The sequence below is a fragment of the Thermodesulfovibrionales bacterium genome, assembly GCA_026417875.1.
GTDB lineage: Bacteria > Nitrospirota > Thermodesulfovibrionia > Thermodesulfovibrionales > CALJEL01 > CALJEL01.
The window spans coordinates 63,474-83,901 of sequence record JAOACK010000002.1 but is presented as its reverse complement, the minus strand read 5'-3'; the positions used below and the strand labels follow the sequence as shown (position 1 = coordinate 83,901).

Annotated in this window: 23 protein-coding genes; 9 read left to right on the top strand and 14 right to left on the bottom strand. The window is 40.2% G+C overall.

Features of this window, described 5'->3' with window-relative positions:
* The 4 genes from N2257_00980 to N2257_00965 all read left to right on the top strand — a co-directional run.
* On the top strand, positions 1-437 hold a 437-nt coding region (locus tag N2257_00980), incomplete at its 5' end, for an amidohydrolase family protein (GenBank protein ID MCX7792971.1).
* The gene (locus N2257_00975; GenBank protein ID MCX7792970.1) at positions 418-651 is read left to right on the top strand and encodes a hypothetical protein; all 234 of its coding nucleotides are present in this window, start codon (positions 418-420) and stop codon (positions 649-651) included. The genes N2257_00980 and N2257_00975, both read left to right, overlap by 20 nt.
* Entirely contained in the window at positions 641-1,279 is a 639-nt protein-coding gene (locus N2257_00970) for a nucleotidyl transferase AbiEii/AbiGii toxin family protein (protein MCX7792969.1), read from the top strand. Before N2257_00975 ends, N2257_00970 begins: the two co-directional genes overlap by 11 nt.
* A 1-nt stretch (position 1,280) precedes the next feature.
* Complete coding sequence (locus N2257_00965; GenBank protein MCX7792968.1) at positions 1,281-1,835, top strand: NUDIX hydrolase; 555 nt, start codon at positions 1,281-1,283, stop codon at positions 1,833-1,835.
* Between the two features lie 6 nt (positions 1,836-1,841).
* Here N2257_00965 and N2257_00960 read toward each other — a convergent pair whose 3' ends face one another.
* The 7 genes from N2257_00960 to N2257_00930 form a co-directional block, all read right to left on the bottom strand.
* The gene (locus N2257_00960) at positions 1,842-3,941 is read right to left on the bottom strand and encodes a putative LPS assembly protein LptD (GenBank protein ID MCX7792967.1); all 2,100 of its coding nucleotides are present in this window, start codon (positions 3,939-3,941) and stop codon (positions 1,842-1,844) included.
* Complete coding sequence (locus N2257_00955) at positions 3,923-5,287, bottom strand: bifunctional folylpolyglutamate synthase/dihydrofolate synthase (GenBank protein MCX7792966.1); 1,365 nt, start codon at positions 5,285-5,287, stop codon at positions 3,923-3,925. The genes N2257_00960 and N2257_00955 overlap by 19 nt, the downstream gene beginning before the upstream one ends.
* A 53-nt stretch (positions 5,288-5,340) precedes the next feature.
* Complete coding sequence (accD, locus tag N2257_00950) at positions 5,341-6,192, bottom strand: acetyl-CoA carboxylase, carboxyltransferase subunit beta (protein ID MCX7792965.1); 852 nt, start codon at positions 6,190-6,192, stop codon at positions 5,341-5,343.
* Positions 6,192-6,959 carry a 3',5'-cyclic-nucleotide phosphodiesterase gene (locus tag N2257_00945; protein ID MCX7792964.1) on the bottom strand — a complete coding sequence of 256 codons (768 nt, stop codon included), beginning with the start codon at positions 6,957-6,959 and terminating at the stop codon, positions 6,192-6,194. Before N2257_00945 ends, accD begins: the two co-directional genes overlap by 1 nt.
* Positions 6,959-7,783: a tryptophan synthase subunit alpha gene (trpA, locus tag N2257_00940; GenBank protein ID MCX7792963.1), complete on the bottom strand. Its 825-nt coding sequence runs from the start codon at positions 7,781-7,783 to the stop codon at positions 6,959-6,961. Before trpA ends, N2257_00945 begins: the two co-directional genes overlap by 1 nt.
* A gap of 176 nt (positions 7,784-7,959) precedes the next feature.
* Complete coding sequence (locus N2257_00935) at positions 7,960-8,736, bottom strand: substrate-binding domain-containing protein (protein MCX7792962.1); 777 nt, start codon at positions 8,734-8,736, stop codon at positions 7,960-7,962.
* Positions 8,737-8,750: 14 nt separating this feature from the next.
* A complete protein-coding gene (locus N2257_00930) occupies positions 8,751-9,047 on the bottom strand; it encodes a hypothetical protein (GenBank protein ID MCX7792961.1) in 297 nt (98 codons plus the stop codon).
* Between the two features lie 246 nt (positions 9,048-9,293).
* On the opposite strand from N2257_00930, the gene bamD reads away from it, so the two are divergent.
* Together bamD and N2257_00920 are read left to right on the top strand one after the other, a co-directional pair.
* Positions 9,294-10,061 carry an outer membrane protein assembly factor BamD gene (bamD, locus tag N2257_00925; GenBank protein MCX7792960.1) on the top strand — a complete coding sequence of 256 codons (768 nt, stop codon included), beginning with the start codon at positions 9,294-9,296 and terminating at the stop codon, positions 10,059-10,061.
* Positions 10,062-10,069: 8 nt separating this feature from the next.
* On the top strand, positions 10,070-10,690 hold the full coding sequence (locus N2257_00920) for a bifunctional precorrin-2 dehydrogenase/sirohydrochlorin ferrochelatase (protein MCX7792959.1): 621 nt from the start codon (positions 10,070-10,072) through the stop codon (positions 10,688-10,690).
* Here the strand turns inward: N2257_00920 and N2257_00915 are convergent.
* Both N2257_00915 and polA read right to left on the bottom strand, forming a co-directional pair.
* Positions 10,650-11,348, bottom strand: coding sequence for a DUF4912 domain-containing protein (locus tag N2257_00915; GenBank protein ID MCX7792958.1), 699 nt, complete (start codon positions 11,346-11,348; stop codon positions 10,650-10,652). The two genes, N2257_00920 and N2257_00915, sit on opposite strands and share 41 nt — an antisense overlap.
* A gap of 51 nt (positions 11,349-11,399) precedes the next feature.
* Positions 11,400-13,958 carry a DNA polymerase I gene (polA, locus tag N2257_00910; GenBank protein ID MCX7792957.1) on the bottom strand — a complete coding sequence of 853 codons (2,559 nt, stop codon included), beginning with the start codon at positions 13,956-13,958 and terminating at the stop codon, positions 11,400-11,402.
* Positions 13,959-14,034: 76 nt separating this feature from the next.
* Here polA and folK point away from each other — a divergent pair, with 76 nt between their 5' ends.
* A complete protein-coding gene (gene folK / locus N2257_00905) occupies positions 14,035-14,496 on the top strand; it encodes a 2-amino-4-hydroxy-6-hydroxymethyldihydropteridine diphosphokinase (GenBank protein MCX7792956.1) in 462 nt (153 codons plus the stop codon).
* Positions 14,497-14,641: 145 nt separating this feature from the next.
* Here folK and N2257_00900 read toward each other — a convergent pair whose 3' ends face one another.
* A complete protein-coding gene (locus tag N2257_00900; protein MCX7792955.1) occupies positions 14,642-15,982 on the bottom strand; it encodes a multicopper oxidase domain-containing protein in 1,341 nt (446 codons plus the stop codon).
* Positions 15,979-17,085 (bottom strand): hypothetical protein, encoded by a 1,107-nt coding sequence (locus N2257_00895; protein MCX7792954.1) that lies wholly within the window; start codon positions 17,083-17,085, stop codon positions 15,979-15,981. Before N2257_00895 ends, N2257_00900 begins: the two co-directional genes overlap by 4 nt.
* Positions 17,086-17,429: 344 nt before the next feature.
* Between N2257_00895 and N2257_00890 the strand changes: the two genes are divergently transcribed.
* The gene (locus tag N2257_00890; GenBank protein ID MCX7792953.1) at positions 17,430-17,843 is read left to right on the top strand and encodes a phosphate-starvation-inducible PsiE family protein; all 414 of its coding nucleotides are present in this window, start codon (positions 17,430-17,432) and stop codon (positions 17,841-17,843) included.
* Positions 17,844-18,377: 534 nt separating this feature from the next.
* Positions 18,378-18,536 (top strand): hypothetical protein, encoded by a 159-nt coding sequence (locus tag N2257_00885; GenBank protein MCX7792952.1) that lies wholly within the window; start codon positions 18,378-18,380, stop codon positions 18,534-18,536.
* Here the strand turns inward: N2257_00885 and N2257_00880 are convergent.
* From N2257_00880 to moaC, 3 genes are read right to left on the bottom strand one after another with little or no spacing between them, the layout of a single operon-like run.
* Positions 18,533-19,486, bottom strand: a complete 954-nt coding sequence (locus N2257_00880) for a patatin-like phospholipase family protein (protein ID MCX7792951.1) — start codon at positions 19,484-19,486, stop codon at positions 18,533-18,535. The two genes, N2257_00885 and N2257_00880, sit on opposite strands and share 4 nt — an antisense overlap.
* The gene (locus tag N2257_00875) at positions 19,486-19,944 is read right to left on the bottom strand and encodes a CBS domain-containing protein (GenBank protein ID MCX7792950.1); all 459 of its coding nucleotides are present in this window, start codon (positions 19,942-19,944) and stop codon (positions 19,486-19,488) included. Before N2257_00875 ends, N2257_00880 begins: the two co-directional genes overlap by 1 nt.
* The gene (gene moaC, locus N2257_00870) at positions 19,941-20,423 is read right to left on the bottom strand and encodes a cyclic pyranopterin monophosphate synthase MoaC (GenBank protein MCX7792949.1); all 483 of its coding nucleotides are present in this window, start codon (positions 20,421-20,423) and stop codon (positions 19,941-19,943) included. Before moaC ends, N2257_00875 begins: the two co-directional genes overlap by 4 nt.
* Positions 20,424-20,428: the final 5 nt, after the last annotated feature.

Sequence of the window (20,428 nt, the reverse complement as noted above, 5' to 3'; positions counted from 1 at the left end):
TAAGGACAGCAGAGGATATAGAGGCAATTATAGAAGGTCTCAGAGATGGTACAATTGATGTGATTGCAACAGATCATGCACCCCATCACAGGGATGAAAAACTTCAGGAATTTGACAGGGCGCCTTCAGGAATCTCAGGACTTGAAACTGCTTTTTCACTGAGTCTAAGGTTAGTCCATGATGGCCATTTAACACTGAAGGATTTAGTCAACAAGCTTTCCCTGAATCCAGCAAGAATACTTAATATACCCAAGGGTACATTAAAGCCCGGAATGCCAGCAGATATTGCTATTGTCGACATTGAAAAAGAATTCAGGGTCGAGGCTGAGAAATTCATATCCCTTGGAAAGAACACCCCCTTTGATGGCTGGACACTCAAAGGAATAGTGGTAATGACAATCTGCAAGGGTGAGATATATGAGCACGGTCAGGTTTAAGAAGACCCTCTTCTGGGATGTAGACATAGAAAGGCTGAATCCAGAAATAGACTGGTATTTTATAATTGAGAGGATAGCTGAATACGGAGATATTGAGGATTTTGAATGGATGAGAAAGAATTTTCTTCCCGAAAAGATAAGTTATGTAATAAAAACAAGCAGGGCTTTATCAAAGAGGACAATAAATTTTTTAAAACTCTTTTATGAGAATTGAGGTTATAGATGATAAAATACTGTCCCTCACGGAGCGACTCGGTATCCTTAAAGATTTCTCTTTTTACCTTGCTGGTGGCACCGGTCTTGCTCTCCAGATAGGACACAGAAAATCCTTTGATATGGATTTTTTTACTTCTCAGAACTTTTTCCCGGAAGAACTTTCAAGCCTTTTGAGGATAAAAGGGTTTTCAGTTGAAGGCGAAATAAGGAGCGCATTAACCCTTCACTGTATACTTGATGATGTAAAGGCCACATTTATTTATTATTCAGAACCTCTTCTTTTTCCAGTTATTCCCTTTAATTCTATAGAGGTGGCAGACTGGAGAGATATAGTTATAGAAAAGATAAGAACTATTGCTGATAGAGGTCAAAAAAAGGATTTCTATGATTTCTATTCTGGAGTGAGAATTCTTGGAATAGAAGAGACTGTAGAACTTATTCACAAAAAATTCAGCGAGAAGGTAAACTATCTTCACCTTCTTAAGGGTCTGGTATATTTTGAAGATGCTGAAAGGAGTCCTGAACCAGTGCTTCTTGGAGATGCACCTCCATGGGATGAGGTTAAAAATTTTTTTATAAAAAATATCTCCTCCTTTGAAAGGGCATTTTTGAGATTTAGAGGTTAAGATGGGTACAAACAAGAGGATTCTTCATGAGGGCAGATTCCTCAGACTTGCTGAGCTTACAGGCCTGACTCCATCAGGTATTCCATTTGCCTGGGAGATAGTTGAGCGTGTGAATGCAAGGGGTATGGTGGTTGTAGTTCCTGTGAGGGAAACTGATTCAGAGAAGATCTTTATCTTTGTAAGGCACTGGAGGGCACCTCTTGATGCCTGGGTTATCGAATTTCCAGCAGGTCTCAATGATAGGAATGAATCCCTTGAGATTGTTGCAAGGAGGGAATTAAAGGAAGAAACAGGATATGAGGCTGAAAAACTGATTCATCTTGGAACATTTCCAGCCTCAAGTGGTATCTCTTCAGAGAAACTTGCCTGTTATCTTGCTACCAGTCTAATGAAAACAGGTGAGCCAAAACTTGAACCATTAGAGGAACTAGAGGTTGTGGAGATACCCTTAGTTGAGGTAAGGGAAAGGCTCGATGAGGCGCGTGCAAGGGGAGATTATGTGGATCTTAAGGTTTACGCACTTGTAGAGCTTGCAAAGGAATTTTTTCATGCTTAAATATTTTCATAATCCCGTGAGTTCAAGACCAGCAAGAAGAGAATAATCTTCTGGTGTTTTTATGTATCTAATATTCAGGGTCCAGCACTGCCTTTTCCATGAAGCACCCAGAAGGAGATTTCTTAATCCTTCACCTTTCAGGTCATACCAGACCGTGGAATTTAGAGAGATAGAGCGGGAAATATCATAGAAAATGTTGCTGTTTAGAAAAAAGAGATCAAGACCCTGTGAAAATCTCTCTGCTACTGAGGCCCTGAGTCTTCCGAGGTCCAGCCCGGCCTTCAGGGTAAAGGTCTTTAAAGATTCAATCTCGGGATCATATTCTGTAAGGAGTGCTGAATGGAAATTCTTAATCCTGAGCGATGCCTCACCATTAAGAGGAAGGACCCTTTCTCTGAAGGTATCATAAGGCTGAGAGAATTTTATTATTAATTCACTTTTTTCTCCGTCTTTAAACCTGAACCTGTTTAGAATCTCTAATTCTACTCTTGATGTCCTCTCCATGATATCCCTGTAATCAAAAAAGTCTTCGGTTAAGAATTCTGTTACTAAAAGGTCTTTTTTATCAGTGAGCTTCTCCTTTCTTAAATATCCAATAGATGATTCTATGATATGCTGAAAAGAATCATAGTCCTTTTCAATTCTTGTGCTTAATTGGGGAGCATAAATTATCTCGGATATAAAAAAGGTATTGTCATTATTCTGAAAACCTGAAGGAGCATGGAGCCAGTAATAAGAACCCCTCAGACTCAGAGACTGGGTGAGAACAAATTCTTTGCCTGTAGAATACCTGATTCCTGGCATGAACCAGAGTCTCTGGCCTCTGATTCCCTCTTCTCTGAAGAAATTTCCAGCCCTGGCTTCAAGCCAGTAGTAAAAATTATCTCTTCCTGATGGATAGAGGCTTATGCCTGCTTCTGGAAGCTTCTGGCTTACGATGGATGTATTGCCCTGAAGGTCCTGCCAGTATCCTGCTTCAATGAATAATCTGATAGCAGGGTTTATATTTCTGCCCTTGAAAAGATAACTAATTTCTCCTGCTGAACTCAAAAACCTTGTTAATCTGACCTCTCTGAAGGGATTGTAGGTTTCAAAAAATCCTTCATTTACTGTATGCACTGAGATAAATTCCCTGAAAAACGGCCCTGCTTCAGTAAGGTCATCATTCAGGAAAGAGGTCTCTAGATTCTGCTTCAGGAAAATTTCATAAAAATCCTTCTCAAGCCTTGAATCTCTTATATGATAAGTCATTAGGTCCAGATAATTACCAGGTAATCCCCTGTATCTGAACTCAGCAGCCTTGCCGATCCCCCTTTCAGTGTAGAGATCAAGCAGCAAAGTTGTGTCGGCATTTTCACCGAGGACGATGTAAAAGGGCAGCTTAAGCTCAAGGCCGAGCCTGTTATTGTAAGAAATTGAAGGGATTAAAAAACCTGTTTTTCTTTCTGTAAGAGCTGGAGCCCAGATATAGGGCGTGTAAAAAACAGGAATCCCTTTTATATTAAAGGTGGCATCCTTTGCACTCACTCGGTTGCCACGGATAAAGTCAACATCTCTTCCTTTTATGCACCAGTCAGGCACAAGACCCTCACAGGTAGTAAATGTAGCCCTTTTAAAGATAAAATGGTCTTCAGAGAGTTTCTGAACCTCAGGTGTGATTAATCTGAAAAACTCTTTTTTAAAGACTATCTCTGCATTATAAAGAATACCTGTCTTTTCTTTCAGGTTCAGTCTTGCCCTCTCTGCTTTTATGGTCATGGAGCTGTCTTCATAATAAACATTTTCCTTAAGTTCTGCCTCCTGAGTAAGAGAGTTATATATAACCTCCTCTGACTGTATAAGACTTTCTCCGTCTTCATTGCTTTTTTTGATTTTTACATCTCCTTTAAGAGAATATATTCCTTTTTTTTCTGAAAGTTCCCGGGCTGATATCTCTATTGAGTATGGAGAATAAGTGAGATTTATTTTTTCATTTTCTTGCAGTGTTACCGAAAGGCCTCTTTTTGTAAAAAACAGCAAGATAAAGAAGATCAGGACTGACAGTATGGCTCTACCACCTTTCCTGCAATCTCCCTTCCCTCTGAGTTTTACTGTTGCTCTATGCACTGAAGATTTTCTCTAAGTGTTCTCAATCTCTCTTTTTCTCCAAGAACAACCTTAGCTTCTCCAAGTGTATAAAAAGAACCAGTGATTACTATAAGGTCTCCTTCTCTGTAAAGGTTGCGGGCTGCCTCTATAGCCCTCATTATAGAGCTGTAACTTTCTGCCTTTTTACTATGCTTTTCTATTATTCTTTTTAATCTTTCTGCTGCCATAGCCCTATGGTAATCAGGCTGTGTAGTAATTATTGAGTCTGCAATCTCTGTGAGAGGTTTAATAATGCCTTCCACATCTTTATCAGCCATTATGCCGATTATAAGTATGATTCTTTTGTAGAATTTTCTGTAAAGGTTTTTGATTGATTCTGCCAGACTTTCTGCTGCCTGAGGATTGTGAGCTCCATCAAGAAGATAATGAATGCCTTGCCTTACCACAAGCTCAAGCCTTCCGGGCCAGATAGTTTTTTTAATACCATAGAAGTAATCAGTGATGCCTGAGGATAAAACTTCAGATCTATATTGTTCCATGAATAAGAGGAAAGTTTTTATAGCAACAGAGGCATTTTCGAGCTGATGAATTCCTGTAAGGGGCGTGAAGAGATTTTTAAGATAAATCCTTTCATCTTCATAATCAAAGAGTAAACCCTCTGGAGTCATTTCCCTTAAGATTCCCTTAAAATGCTGTCCATAAATATAAAGGGGGCTTTTTATTTCAACAGCTTTTTCCTTTATAACAGCAAGGGCCTCTTTGAACTGTTCTGAAGAGACAACTGGAACGGTCTTCTTGATTATACCTGCCTTTTCCCGTGCAATATCTCCCAAAGTCTCACCGAGAAATTCTTTATGGTCAAACCCTATCTTTGTTATAACTGATACAGAGGGAGTAATAACATTTGTTGCATCAAGCCTTCCTCCCATTCCTACTTCAATTACAGCTATATCAACCTTTTTCTCAGAAAAATATTTAAATGCCAGTGCTGTGACGAATTCAAAAAAGGTAGGTGTCGAATCCACCGGGATCCTCTGGCGGATGAATTCTGTAAGTCTTACCACCTCTTCTTCAGGTATCTCTTCAGGCAGGCTATCAGGAGAATGATAGATCTTGATTCTCTCTGTAAACCTCACCATGTGGGGAGATGTAAAAAGGCCTGTTTTTAAACCTGTGCCAGCAAGCAGAGTTGCTATCATGGCAGAGGTTGAACCCTTACCATTTGTTCCAGCCACGTGGATGGTCAGATAGTCCCTTTCAGGTCTGCCGAGGGCCTCGAGAAGGGCCTCTGTGTTTTTCAGACCAAATTTCAACCCGTATTTCTGGAGACTGTAGAGATAATTTATGGCTTTCTCGTATGACATCTGTAAACCGTGAAAGAATTGAATTAATAAAAAACTGTGTCCGCTGCCTCTATCTATCGGGTTGAATTAGCCATGAATAATTCAATAAGAAGGGCAACGGTTTTTTTAAGATCTTTTCTTTCCACCACCATATCCACGAAACCGTGGCTCAATAAAAATTCTGCTCTTTGAAAATCCTCTGGCAGGGGTTGTTTGGTGGTCTGCTCAATAACCCTTGGACCTGCAAATCCTATCAGGGTTTTGGGTTCAGCAATAATTATATCTCCAAGCATGGCAAAGCTTGCTGTTACTCCTCCGAAGGTTGGATCACAGAGAATGGTAATATAGAGGACACCTTCTTCTTTTAACCTTGAAATTGCCTGGGAAACCTTCGCCATCTGCATGAGAGAGAACATCCCTTCCTGCATCCTTGCACCTCCTGAGGCTGTGATGGCAATAAAAGGTTGTTTTTTTGCAATAGCCCTCTCTGCAGCCCTGGCAATCTTTTCTCCAACAACAGATCCCATGCTTCCACCGAAAAAGGAGAAATCCATTGCCGCTACTATCACAGGATGACCTTTTATCAGGCCCTCTCCTGTAATGACAGCCTCTTTCAGTTTTGTTTTACTCTGGTATTCCCGGAGCTTTTCTGGATAGGATTTATTGCTGTCATTAAATCCAAGCGGGTCTGCTGGCAAAAGATTTGCATCCATCTCTTCAAAGGTATTGGGGTCAAGAAGTAAATTGAGTCTCTCAACAGCACTGATCCTGAAATGATAATCGCACTTCGGACATACCTGAAGATTTTTCTCTACCTCTTTCCTGTAAACTATCTCCTTGCAGTTCTCACATTTTACCCAGAGACCTTCAGGTATTCTGACCTTTTTTTCCTTTGAAATTTCTTTTGGCTTTTTAAACCATGCCATCAGATCTCTATCTCCTCTCCTTCTCTTAATAATCTGAGACCTTTAATCTTTAAATCCCTTAATTCCTTCTGTATTATACCAACATACTGGGGTTTTGGATGGGTTATGAGTATCATCTCTGGAAGTGTCTTAATTTTTTTTAATTCTTTTTTAAGTAAACTAGGAGTGAGATGGCCTGTCTCCTGAGCAAGTCTGCCAAGCCTGTTAGGAAAGGAAACCTCCGAGATGAGAAGATCTGCACCTTCAGAATAACTCCAGAGCCTGTCCGTTGGACCTGTATCACCTGTATAGACCAAGACAGATTCTCTGTCTTTTTTTATCTCCTTTATTATAAACCCCGAGGCAGGCACGGAATGATTCACAGGCACAGGAATTATGCTCAGAGATTTTATCTTTATCTCCTTCTCAGGTTTTAATTCTCTGAGCCTCAGGACAGGTCCTTTCTTTCCAAGTGTAGTAAAATCAGGCCAGATGCTGCCATTAAGAAGATGCCTTTTGAGCTGAACAAGGACCTGTCTTGTTGCCATTACTGTTATGGAGTGTCTTTTATTTTTTATGATTATATTATCTGCAAGAAAGGGTATTGCCCTTATGTGGTCAAGATGAGCATGGCTTAGAAGTATATATCTTATCTTCCACTGCTCCTCTTCCTTGAGCACTGCTCCCAGTGTTCCAGCATCAAGAAGAAGAAAGTTGTTTATAAGGTATGCAGGAGGATTATGTCCTGGAAATTCAGCGCCTGATGCTCCAAGAACTCTTATTTTCATTATTGCAGTCCTGTATCTGTAGAAAGTATAGCTTCTACCTTTCCATCATGAATGGCATCTGCTAGGCTGCTAATATATTCTCTTAGTTCTCGGTCATCTGAAAGCAATCTCTTTACGATTGCACTTCCAATTATCACTCCATCAGAGAACTCTGCTACCCTGGCTGCCTCCTCTGGTGTTGATACACCAAATCCTGTGGCAACGGGAGTCTTTGAAAAGCTCCTTATCCTGTCAATGACCGCCTTCTGGGAGCCGTCGAGATGAAGCCTTGCACCTGTTATACCTGTCAGGGATACATAGTAGATGAAACCAGTTGATGCACGGGCTATTAATCTTAATCTTTCATCTGTAGATGTTGGTGCTGCAAGGAAGATTGTATCAAGTCCTGCTTGCCTTGAAAGTCTTCTAAGACTGATTGCTTCATCAGGAGGGAGGTCTGGAATTATTACACCATTTACTCCAGCTTTAACAGCATCCCTTACAAAAGCCTCCTCTCCGTATTTGAACACAGGGTTGTAGTAGGTCATGAGAACAATCGGAAGAGATGAGGTCTTTCTTATTTCCTCTACCATAGCGAGGACTCGTGTCAGATTAATACCCCTTTTTAGGGCTTCTTCTGAGGCTGCCTGAATCACTGGTCCATCTGCAAGAGGGTCTGTGAAGGGAACTCCTAGCTCCACTATGTCAGCACCTAATTGCTCAAGAAGAGAAAAATATCTCAGCGTATCATGAGCTGAAGGGTAACCGGCCATAATATAGGGAATAAAGGCCTTTTTGCCCTTTGCCCTGAGACTAAGAAATTTACTTTTTATCAGCGAAGTCAACTCTTCTTTTCACCTTACATTTAGTGATTGAAGCGATCCCTGGTTGAGCAGCTCATAGCAAATTTGAATTATGACTTATATTATGCCATAAATAATGGGCAAGATGTTTCTATTCAGAAGGCGTACATTTAAATTTCTATCGATAATGTAAGAATCCAATCTTATGATGAAACTTTTTATTTAATTCCTATAAATTTTCTTTCTACCAGTGCCTGGCCTTCCGGTGAGAGAATAAAATCTATAAAATCTTTAAGTACTCCAGTTGCCTCTCCTTTTGTAACAAGATTTATTGGAATTATAAGTTTATATTTTCCACTTTTTATGTTTGTCTTATCAGGCAGTAACCCTTCTAGCTTAACGACACTGACCCTTTTTGTGTCAAGCATTGAGATATCAACTATTCCTATTGAACCGGGTGTAGTGTCCACTGTTTCAGAAATTGTCTGTTCGGGTGTAATAATGGCATTGTCAGCGAATCTTTGGTTTTCCATAACGATCCTTTCGCATTCATCTCTGCTTGCATAACCTTTCGATGGTATTACAACCCTTACAGGCATATCAGGCCCGCCGATTTCTTTCCAGTTTCCGATCTTTCCTGAAAGGATATCCCTGAGCTGTTTCATTGTTAGATTACTAATCTTTATATCCCTGTGAACAACTACAGCCACTGCAGTATACCCAACGGTATAGGCAACCAGCCCCTGCCTTATCTCTTCGGTTTTTAATGGTCTTGACACACCACCGATATCAACAAGTCCTGAAAGTACTCCCCTGATGCCAGCTCCAGCTCCGCCTCCTGAAAGTCCTATCCTGTTACCTGTTTTCTGTTCATATATTGACTTTACTTCCTTTAGAAGATTTTCCTGTATTGTTACGCATCCAGCATACTTTATATCAACTGCAAAGGATGTTACAGGAAGAATCAATAAGAGTAAAATTACAGATATTATCATCCCGCTCTCCTTAATTATTTCTTTTTTAAAATAAAGGTCGTTATATTCTTTTCATCCCTTTCCTCAGAAGTAACCGGGAGTTTTTCCAGTTTTATAGCAGTCTGAACAATCTCCTTTCTGTCCTTCTCAATCACAATTATAAGAATATCCCCAGTATTAAGGCCCGCCAGTTCATCCCTTAGAATAGCACCCGCGCTGTTTGGACATATATCCTCACCAACAAAATTAATTTTCTTTTCCTCCGCAGAAAGGCCATGAGAGGCAAGGATTAACTGAATAAATAAGACAGCGCTAATGATGGTTTTTTTCATTGTCTCCTCCTTTCTCTTTAATTTAGCATAAAATGCTAGCTTGTGCAACATGTAAAGGGTTTGGACGCTGAAAATAACTCAGAAGTGTGAAAGCCGAATCAAAGGCATTTAAATAAAAAAGACTGTTTTTGCGATTGCATCGAGATATTTCTGCTCTGTCGTCCGGTCAAGAAACAAGAAGGCCAATGAGCTTTTTTTAAAAAAATCTTTAAAGAAAGCGGATGCCTTTCTGTGATATAATTTAAGATGAAAATTTTTTTACAATATACCCTGCTTCTTTGTATTACTCTACTACCATTTGCCTGCGCATCTGTGCAGAAAAAAGAAGAGCCCTTTGAGCCGGAAAAGTGGATTGAAAGGGCAGAAAAACATATCGAGCGTGGAGAATTCCAGGAAGCAAGGAATCTCCTCCTTGAGGTAAAGAACAGGGATAGAACAATGAATTATGCACCAAAGGCTCAGCTCAAAATGGCAGAATCTTACATAAAGGAAGAAGAGATAGAACTTGCCATTGAGGAATACAGAAAATTTCTCAGAGAATTTCCAGAACATCCCCATGCTCCCTATGCCCAGTACCAGATTGCCAGTCTTTATTTTCAGGATGTGAAGGGACCTGAAAGGGGCGCAGGTGCAGCAAAGAAGGCCCTGGAGGAATTTGAAAGATTAAAAATACTCTATCCAAGAAATCCCTATAGGGATATAGTTGATATAAGAATTGAAAAGTGCAGGGAGGTGATAGCTGCTTATGAACTGATGGTAGGAAAATTTTATTTTAAGAAAGACTCCTTCAGGGCTGCAAGGGGAAGATTGGAGGGATTGATTAGAAACTATCCTGATTTCAGGGACATGCCAGAGGTTCTCTATCTTCTCTGGAAAACCTACAGGGCTTTAGAAGAAAAAGATAAGGCAGAAAGCACCTACCACTATCTCCTTCAGAAATATCCTGATTCAAAGGAAGCCATAAAAGCCAAAAAAGAGTATGCCAAATTAGAAAAGGTAGGTAGTAAACAATAGCCAGATGCATGTATTATCCAGTTTTTATAAATCTCAAGGGCAAAGAATGTGTTGTAATTGGAGGAGGAAAGGTTGCTCAGAGAAAGATCAACTCACTTCTTAAAGCAGGAGCATCCGTAACTGTAATAAGTCCTGAGGTGACAGAAGGCATTGAAAAACTTGTAAGGTCAGGTAAGATTAAACTCATCAAAAGACCTTACAAAAAGGGAGATCTCAAGAAGGCCTTTCTTGTTATAGCAGCCAGTTCATCAAAGGAAGTACATGAAAGCATTGCCAGAAATTTCAGAGGCCTTTTAAATGTTGTCGATGAACCTGAGTTATGTAATTTTATTGTTCCATCAGTTATAAGGAGAGGTCCTCTCATTATTGCCATATCAACCTCTGGTGCTTCTCCTGCCATGGCAAAGGCTATAAGAAAGGAGATGGAAAAATTATACACCAAAGAGTTTGGCAGGTATCTTCAATTGCTTAAAAAGAACAGGAAAAAACTACTGGACCTTCCTTTGGCAAAAAGAAAAAGGATAATCTCCAGATTCAGCTCCAGGCATATCCTGAAAGCGCTGCGAGAAAAAAGGGCAGAGTCCATTATCAAAGACTTGTTGGATGAACTATCCCTGATGGGAAGGTGATTCTAACAGCTTCTGGTAATTCTCTGTGATGGGGAATTCTTGGAAGTTTAATAATATTGGACCTTAGTAGAGGAATGAATCTGCCTTTGTCAAAAATACCCATCTCAGCACAGAAATCACCCGGTCTTCCCATATCAACATGAAAACCACCTGTTTCCTTCATAGCGTATAGCTCAAAGAAGGGAGCCTGTGATATATCCCTGTCACCTGAAATGTCATAGATCCTTATAACAAACTTTCCCTCAGCAGAAACTCTAATGAATGTATCTCTGCTTATCTCCCAGTAGAGATAAAAATGTTGGGTATCAACAGGAACAAGTCCGAGAAGATCCTTTGTTATAACCGGTTTATATGGAAAAATATCAGCAGGTCTTTCTTCCTCTACTGATACTGGCTTAAGCTCGACCCCAGGAGAAGGTACTGCTTCCTTTTCAGGGATTTTTATTTTTTTCTTTCTTTTTGGAGCCTTCTCCACCTTTGCCTTTGGTGCCTTTGATTTCAGCGGTTCCTTTTTTCTCAGTGTTTTTAATCTCAGTGCCTTGCTTATAGCTAAAGCTAAATCTTCCTTCTTTGCTGTTCTTGGTAGAGAAAGCCCGAGTTCCTTGGCCATGGACCTCAACTCTGCAACCTTTTTCTGTAGAAGTTCTTTCTTTGTCATATATCCCCCTCTTACAAAGGATACAAAATTCAGTATAAAAGATTCAAGATTTTATGATCCTGCCTCTGCCCAGTTCTTTCCAGTGGAGATATTTACAGAAACAGGAACTTCAAGTTTTACAACAGTCTCCATCTCTTTTTTTACCATCTCCTTTACCTCAGGAATTTCGTCCTCTGGAACCTCAAAGAGCAGCTCATCGTGTATCTGAAGAAGCATCCTTGTTCTAAAACCCCTAGCTCTGATGAGATTCCATATTTTTATCATAGCGAGTTTTATAATGTCAGAGGCTGTTCCCTGGATTGGAGAATTTACGGCAAGCCTTTCTCCAAGTGCACGAATTGCACCGTTTCTGCTTTTAAGCTCAGGTATAGGCCTCTTCCTTCCAAAAAGGGTCTCAGCATATCCCCTCTCCTCTGCCTTTTTTATGAGAGAAAGTGCGAATTCCTTTATGGATGGGTGCCTTATGAAAAACTGGTCAATGTAATTCTGAGCCTCTTCCTTATCAATGCCCAGTGTCTCGCTCAAACCAAAAGCTGTCATTCCATAGATTATGCCAAAGTTTACTATCTTTGCTATCCTTCTCTGCTCGGAGCTGACTCTGTATGGCTCCACTCCAAATAATTCAGAAGCAGTGGCATTATGAATATCAATACCTTCCCTGAATGCCCTCAAGAATTTCTCATCTCTGCTCATATGGGCAAGTATCCTCAATTCAATCTGGGAATAATCAGCAGCAAGGATCATAAAACCTTCTTCTGCAATAAATGCCTGCCTTATCCTCTCTGCCCAGGTACCCCGAACAGGTATGTTCTGGAGATTGGGCTCACTGCTTGAGAGTCTTCCAGTTGCAGTAACAGTCTGGTTAAAGGAAGTATGGAGCCTGCCAGTTTCTGGGTTTACAAGTTCCGGTAGAGCATCAACATAGGTGGATTTTAGTTTAAAGAGACTCCTATAGTTGAGTATCTCTCTTGGAAGTTCATGCTGGACTGCCAGTTCTTCAAGGACACTCAATTCTGTAGAATAACCTGTCTTTGTCCTCTTTTTTGGTTTAAGTCCCAGTCTCTCAAAGAGTATGGTAGACAACTGTTTAGGTGAGTTTATATTAAACTCCTCACCTGCAAGAAAATATATCCTTGACCTCAATGATTCAAGAACACCTTCAAGTTCCTTTGAAAGGTCCCTCAGTATTGAAATATCTATCTTTATACCTGTCCTCTCCATATCAGCAAGAACCCTGGTAAGGGGAATCTCTATTTCCCTGTAAAGTCTCTCCAGACCTTCTTCAGCAAGCCTTTTGCTCAGAACCTCATAAAGTCTCACTTTTACAAAGGCATTCTGGGAAGATAGATTTACTGGATCAGAAGTTATCTCGTCCATACTTAACTTTTTCATTCCAAGATACTCTATTGTTAGCTCATCAAGATCATGATTGGCTCTTAAGGGATTTAAAAGATAGGAGACTATCTGAATATCTTCAATTATTCCCTTGAGCTCTATGCGATGCTCAAGAAGGAATATTATATCCCTCTTTACATCATGGCTTATCTTGACACATTCTTCAGAAGTAAATAGGGGCCTGAGGGCCCTTAGGTCATCTGGCATGTTTACAGGAAAAAAGAAGACCTCCTGAGTTGATGAGTAGATAGGGATAAAGGAGACACCAGTGCATTTGCCGTCCCTTAGCAGGATATCATAGGCAAATCCCTTCTCACCAAGTAATTTTATCAGTTCATCAGGTCCTTTAATTATTCTGGTCTTAACTTTGAGAGTTACTGGAAGCAATTTCAGAAGGCTTGAGAATTCACACTCCCTGAATATCTGTAGAAGTTCATTCCAGAGAGGTTCTTTCCTCTTCAGGTCATCTGTGGTTATCTTCACAGGGACATCCCTGTCTATTTTTGCAAGGTTATAGCTGAGTCTTAATATTTCAAGGTTCTCGCTAACAGCCCTTCTTAATCTTTCCTTTTTTATTAATCCTGGATTTTCCATTATATCTTCGAGCTTTCCATAGGCAAGAATTTCAAGACCACTCTTCTCGCCAATCCCTTTTATTCCGGGTATATTATCAATACTATCACCAGCCAGTGCCATAAGCTCAGGTATTCTATGAGGTGGCAGTCCATATTTCTCCTGAACAGTCTTACTGTCATAGATTATATTCTTCATGGGATCAAACATCTTTATCCTCTCATTAACTATCTGGAGGATATCCTTGTCACCGCTAACAATATATACTTCATGACCCTCTTTACTGAGTTGTTCTGCCATTGTGGCAATTATATCATCTGCCTCGTAACCTGGAATTTCTATAGCCCTTATTCCAAAGGCCTCCACAATCCTTCTTATATAGGGTATCTGAACGGTCAGGTCATCAGGTGCCTTTGGCCTCTGTGCCTTATACTCCTCAAAGGCTCTGTGTCTCCTTGTTGGCTCAGGTCTGTCAAAAACAACAGCAATGCCTTCAGGTTTATTTTCATTGATAATCTTAAGAAGCATATTTGTGAAGCCATAGATTGCATTTGTGGGAAGCCCTTTTGATGTTGATAGGCCCTTTATTGCAAAATAAGCCCTGTAGATATAGGAACTGCCATCTATGAGATATACTGTCATACCATTCTGAATCAGTTAAGCTAACTGATTAATAGCAGTACTATGGGAATAATGCTTTTATTATAATACATACAGTATGTCTGTGATTGTTTATATTGGAATTGGTTCTAACCTTGGGAATAGAGAAGAAAATTGCCTTAGGGCTATAAGGCTCATGGAGGGTAGAGGCATAAGGGTCTTAAAAAGATCATCACTCTATGAGACAGAACCCTGGGGAGTCACTGACCAGCCATTGTTCATTAATATGGTAATTGAAGCAGAAACAGACCTGAAACCTGAGGAATTACTCAGCGAACTTAAGTCAATTGAATGCATCATGGGAAGGGTTGAGACAATAAAATGGGGACCAAGGATAATTGATCTTGATATACTTTTTTACAATGATCTCATTCTTAAATCACCTGAGCTCAAGATTCCCCATCCCTATATTCAGGAAAGGTCTTTTGTCCTCAAACCCCTTTCAGAGATTGCACCAGACCTTGAGCATCCAATTCTGAAAAAAAGGATAAGGGAATTAGTTTCTTTATGCGGTAGATAAAAAACTCGCTACATCTGGGTGACTGTGAGACAGTTTAAATTGATAGCAAAGACGTAGTTATTCGGGTAGCAAATTCCAGTTCTTACACAAATGAATAGAAAAGCACACATCTTCAAAGAGGGCGGGCAAAACCCGCCCTCTAAGATTAATATTCCCAGCCTCTTCTCAGTGGTCTTAAAAATGGTGCAGGTGCAAGGGGATTTAGACTTATAACATCAGGTCTCATCATCTCATTGTCTTCATGGTCAACAATGTGGCAGTGCCAGACATAGTTATATTCAAAGTTATTTCCACTGGGATCAAAGGGATAGTAGAGGTTAGCAGCTGGCGTACTCACGGGTTTGTCTGCTGGTGCAAATCTCACTATGATTCTGAGAACCTGACCTGGATAGGCTATTACAGTATCCTTCCATCCAGCCTCCCATGGCATGGGAGGAATAACCTTACCCTGCAGATAGGGTGTTATATCAGGATTTCCGCCGAGTGCACGTAGATTTCCTGTGTTGTAATCAAGAGGAGGTCCGTAGGCAGGGCAGAACATTCCTGGCATACACCTTGGTGGCAACGGATTTGCTGGATTTGTACCAAAAGCAGCGTTGTAAACCTTAAGGTAATTGCCAAGATTGAAATTCTGCCTGTTAAGAATCTGGAATTGTACAAGATGAAGATGTATTGGATGGGCATCTGCTGTAAGATTAACAATCTCCCATATCTCTGTATCACCCTCTTTAGGAATCTCTGAATAATAAAGTGTCTCTCCGCCAACAGTTACGGGAACAAAATCACTCCTTGGTTTTTCACCGTGTACATAACCTGACCATTTTGTATTATTGAGTAATACCTCAAGAGGACCACCAGGATAACAGGTCTGAAGACCCGTTACAGGGTCCTGTACACACATTGGCATTCCCATGACCTCATTGAGTGTTAGCTGCCTTATCTTATTCACAATAACACCTGGGGCCACTGTTCCTGTTAACGGGTTTGCAAGACGCTGAATCACCTGAGTACCTGTTCTGAGAGGAATTCCGGTTGCAGGGTTGTAGCTGTTATCCACAACCGGTCCAGGACCAACCCTGAACTGGATTATCCTTCCAAGGGTGTTTCCATTCGGAGGAGCACCCTTTGGATAGGGAGTTCTTCCAGTGTTTCTCATTATGAGTGTCGTATTTGAATAGCCGGCAAAATCAATTATCACCTCATATCTTTCTCCGGGCTGAATGACAAGTTTCTGCCCGAGATTTGGATCTACCTTTACAGGAGCATCTAGATAACCTCCATCAGTTGCTATTACCCACATTGGAGGTCCCATGGTCTTTGTAGCAGGATTCACAAGAAAGAGCTCATAGGTTCTTGCATTTGAGCCATTGAGTATAAGGAATCTATACCTTTTTGGCTGGACATTCAGATAAGGCCATGCCTTTCCATTAACAACAATCACATCTCCAACAAACTCTGGTACCCAGTAAGGATGCTCGGGATTCACACTCCAGGTATTCCACCGGCACTATCAGCTGGGAAGAATAGCTGACCAGTAGTATCAAACATTCTGTCCTGTATTACGAGGGGCACAACCTCATTAAGGGGCTGAAGATTCGGTGGAAGGTTCTGAGAAGGGTCATGGATATAATAGGCACCTGCCAGACCCATATATACATTCAGCCTTGTGGCGCCAAGAGTGTGGTCATGAAACCACAGGGGTGCTGCTTCCTGTACATTTGGATATTTATACAGAGAGAAGTTTCCACTTATTCCCAGGTCCTTTCCAAATGTGTAATACTTTGAGCCAAAATACATGCCATCACTTGTAAACCATGAATCCGGTCCTCCATCAATCTCCGGAGGCACCTCACCTCCGTGAAGATGGGTAACAGCGGGTACAGGTCCTTGATAATTCTGAGAACAGGGGTCACCGAATACTGGATACATTCCCATTAGTGTCATTGGACAATTAAGCCTGAAAGGGTCTGCCCAGTGGAGGGTCTGGTCGGTTGAATATTTATATGCAAGAACCTCTGTGGTAAGTGCACTTCCGAGGTCGTTTATCCAAGTTATATCTGTTGAAAGACCCGGCGGATTTAAAACCCGCTGATTGACAATCACAGGACCAATATAGGTATCAATTGCCCCTGTTAATGGATTCTTATAGAGATTAATGAGCTGGGCACATGTAGAGTTTCCAACAGGATCAACAAGATAACCCCAGACCTTGGTCTTTGGTTTCTGACCCGGAATTATTGTTCCAGCAGGTAGGATATTTGCATCAAACTCACACATCCTGATCGTTAATGGTTGATTTCCGAACACAGTGGCGATTGTTCCATTCCAGGGTGGAATGCCGAGTGTTGGCAAGGGTTCCATAAACTGAGGAATCGCACTTCCTGGTAAAGGAATCTGTGGAGATTGAGCAGCATGAGCCCCCATAATCAAGCTAAAGACTATCAAGATTGAAAATACAATTCTATTCATACTGATCTCCTTCTGTCTCTTAAGCAAATTTTCATGGCTGTCTGCCATGACCTTTCTGTTAAGCCTTCTCAGATTCTTGGTAATATTCCCTGGATTCTTTTTAAACTCTTCAAATCCCACCCCCCCGAAACAAGATTATTTAACTCTCAATAGTTTAATTATATCACCCTTAAGATAGGCTGTATAGAGTAATTCTTGCTAATCCTTATGAAGGAATTGCTTTTTGAGGGCTTTTTTAGGAGTGCATTACAATCCTTTAAGTTTATATACAAATCTCCTTCTATATTTTAAAAATGTTTCCATATTTTGCCCTAAAAAGAAGATATTACACATTTTGATTTATGTTAGACGAAAATATGAAAAATAATATCCTGGGAACTTAGAAAAGTGTTGCAAATAAAATCTTCTAAAGCTATACTTACTGTAGGTTGATCAATCGGATTAAAGTAAAGAGGAGATAATTTATGTTTGAATATCTGAGGAAATTTAAAAAAACAATCATAATATCTCTTACAGTCATGATGGCTATGGTTTTACTTTTATCTACTGTAGAACTTGGTTGGCTCATTATAAAAGATACCCTTACACCTCCACTATTTTTGCTTGATATCAATGAGCTGCTTGATATATTCGGTCTGTTTATGCTTGTTATAATAGGAATAGAATTGCTCGAGACAATAATGAAGACATATCTTATTGAGGGCGTTGACCATGTTCAGGTAGTTATGGCAGTTGCGATTATAGCTATTGCCAGAAAGGTCATTATCCTTGATGTAAAAGAGTTGCCCAGCCTTACGCTGATAGGAATCGGCGTTATCATATTTGCACTTGCAGCAGGGTACTATCTTATAAAATATAAATGGAATGGAAAAGGGTAATGAATAAGGAAATCTTAATGCCTAATAGAAAATACCATATAATCGCTATCATAACATTTCTAACCCTTCTCACTCTTGTTCATCTCCTTATACCTCGGAAAATATTTCCCGTTACTTGAATAGCTATACTACATACCAATCCTTTCTGGCACCATAAATTATGGGCTCTTGTAAATCTTTTCAATAATCCTATAGAAGCCTCGGACAGAGGACAGGATGTAAAGATTACTGTGACATCCAAGAAAAATCGTCTGATTATAACGATTAAAGACAATGGCTCTGGTATGGATAAAGAAACACTTTAATAGAAGGATGCTTCTGGAAGCAGATTGATGTCCGAACTTTGTGGAGCAAAGGGTATCGCCTTTTTTCTGCCCCTTAAATGCTTTTTGCGTCTTGGACATTTTTAAGATCGATAATAAAATAGGGAAGTAATAAAACATAATCTATGATAATATTAAATAAAGAATTTCTGAGATTGCTGTAAATTTTTGTACGGTCAGGTTTAAATAGTATCTTTTATATGGCTGAGCCATGATTTCCATTGAGTATATACTTGCGGGTGCTGCAATACTTTTACTATTTAGCATTGTTGCGAGCAAAGCATCAGACAGGCTCGGTATTCCTGCCCTCTTGATATTCAGAGAAAAAATAACCCTAACCAGATTTATTAATAATACTTTAATGACTTAAATGCTGTGGTTTGTCTCAAAGGCCTTTGTGGCTACTTGGAAACCCTTTTCTATCCTTTCCTTTATCACTCTTTCTGAAAAATCAAGTGTGTCTCCGAGATCACCATCTGGCTGGATGAGCACAGTCCTGAAAGACCTGTAAGGTCTTCCATCTGGTTTGAGCAGCTGGCAGTTCTGTTTTTCTGCCTGCTCAACAAGCCTGTTGATTCTGAGAAACTCACTAATGTCAGAATTGAATATTTCATCAATTGCAATTTCCACCAAAGCCCTTTTTGCAATTTTAAATATATTCTTTGATGCCTTAGGGTCTTCCTTCAATCTCAGAGAATAGGCACTGCAGTTTATTATTATCACCTCTTCAGGATCACTATCAATAACATCTCCAAGTGGACTTATGTTCCTTATTCCTCCATCAATCGCGTCTCTAAACAGACTGCCATTCTTAAGTCTTATCTCATTGACTGGTTTCCATATAACCGGGATTGCTGTTGATGATAGGAGGACCTTTCTGAACTCATCATCATTTTCAAAATCCTGAGGCCTGAATGCCCTGTATTCACCACTGTATAGTGAGACAGAACCGATTCTCAGGTCGTATCTATCTGACTTTATGTCTCTGAGAGAAACATGTTTTTTAATTAGTTCATAGAGAGGTTTGTTACTGAGGACTGACCTTGAACCAAAGAGTACCCTGATTGCAGCCAGCCAGTTTAAGGAGCCTCTGTAAACCTTTTCTGAAGAGATGGTATTCCATATCTCTTTGAGGAGTTCATATTTTTCCATCGCAAGCATTGTGCCATTCAGGGCTCCAACAGATACACCTGCTATTATGGAATAGTTAAAGGTGGGATTCTTTTTTTTGTAATGTTCTTCTATGTACTGTATGGCACCAAACTGAAACGCACCCTTTGCACCTCCACCGCTCAAAACAAGGGCTACCCCTGATGACATTAATTCTCCTGTTTTGTCATTGCCTTAATGATATCTGCCTTTCCTATTATGCCAATGACTTTTTTATCCCTCATTACCGGTATAAGATGTATCTTCTTCTCTGACATTAATGTTGCGATTTCCTGAATGGTAGCATCTTCATTAACTGTCATCACATTCTTTGTGCATATATCCCAGACCCTGGTAGCAGTAATTCTTTTGATTTCCTCTTCAATTTTCTTAGGCCTTTCAAGCATTATAAAGGCATCAAAGAGCCTTATTACAGTTGGTATATGAAGTCTCTTGTTCTGGTTTATGAGGTCATTCTCTGTTACTATACCCACAAGATTCCCGCTGTCATCAACAACAGGAGCACCACTTATTTTATTTTCTATGAGTATCCTTGCAAGCTCCTCAATAGATGTCTCTGGCTTTACAGTTATAACATTCCTTGTCATTATATCCTTTGCAGTAATCATCTTTTATCTCCTCTCTTGTATTCTCCGCTTCTTCCACCTTTTTTTTCAATAAGCATTATATCAGTGATCACCATCTCCCTGTCCACTGCCTTACACATATCATAGATTGTAAGGGCTGCTGTAGCTGCCGCACATAGCGCTTCCATTTCAACGCCCGTCCTTGCCTCTACCTTTACAATGCTCTCTATTTCTATCTCAGAGCTCTCTTTAAGGATATTAAACTCGATATCAACATGAGAGATATTTAATGGATGGCACATAGGTATAAGTTCATGGGTCTTCTTTGCAGCCATTATGCCTGCAATCTTTGCAACAGTAAGAACATCTCCTTTGGGAATAGCCTTATCTAAAAGCAACGCTATGGTCTCTGAACTGAGTTTTATCCTTGCTGTGGCACGAGCCTCCCGAAGGGTAACCTCCTTCCCAGATACATCTCCCATCCGGGCATTGCCTTTGTCATCCACATGTGTCAGTTTCATCTTTC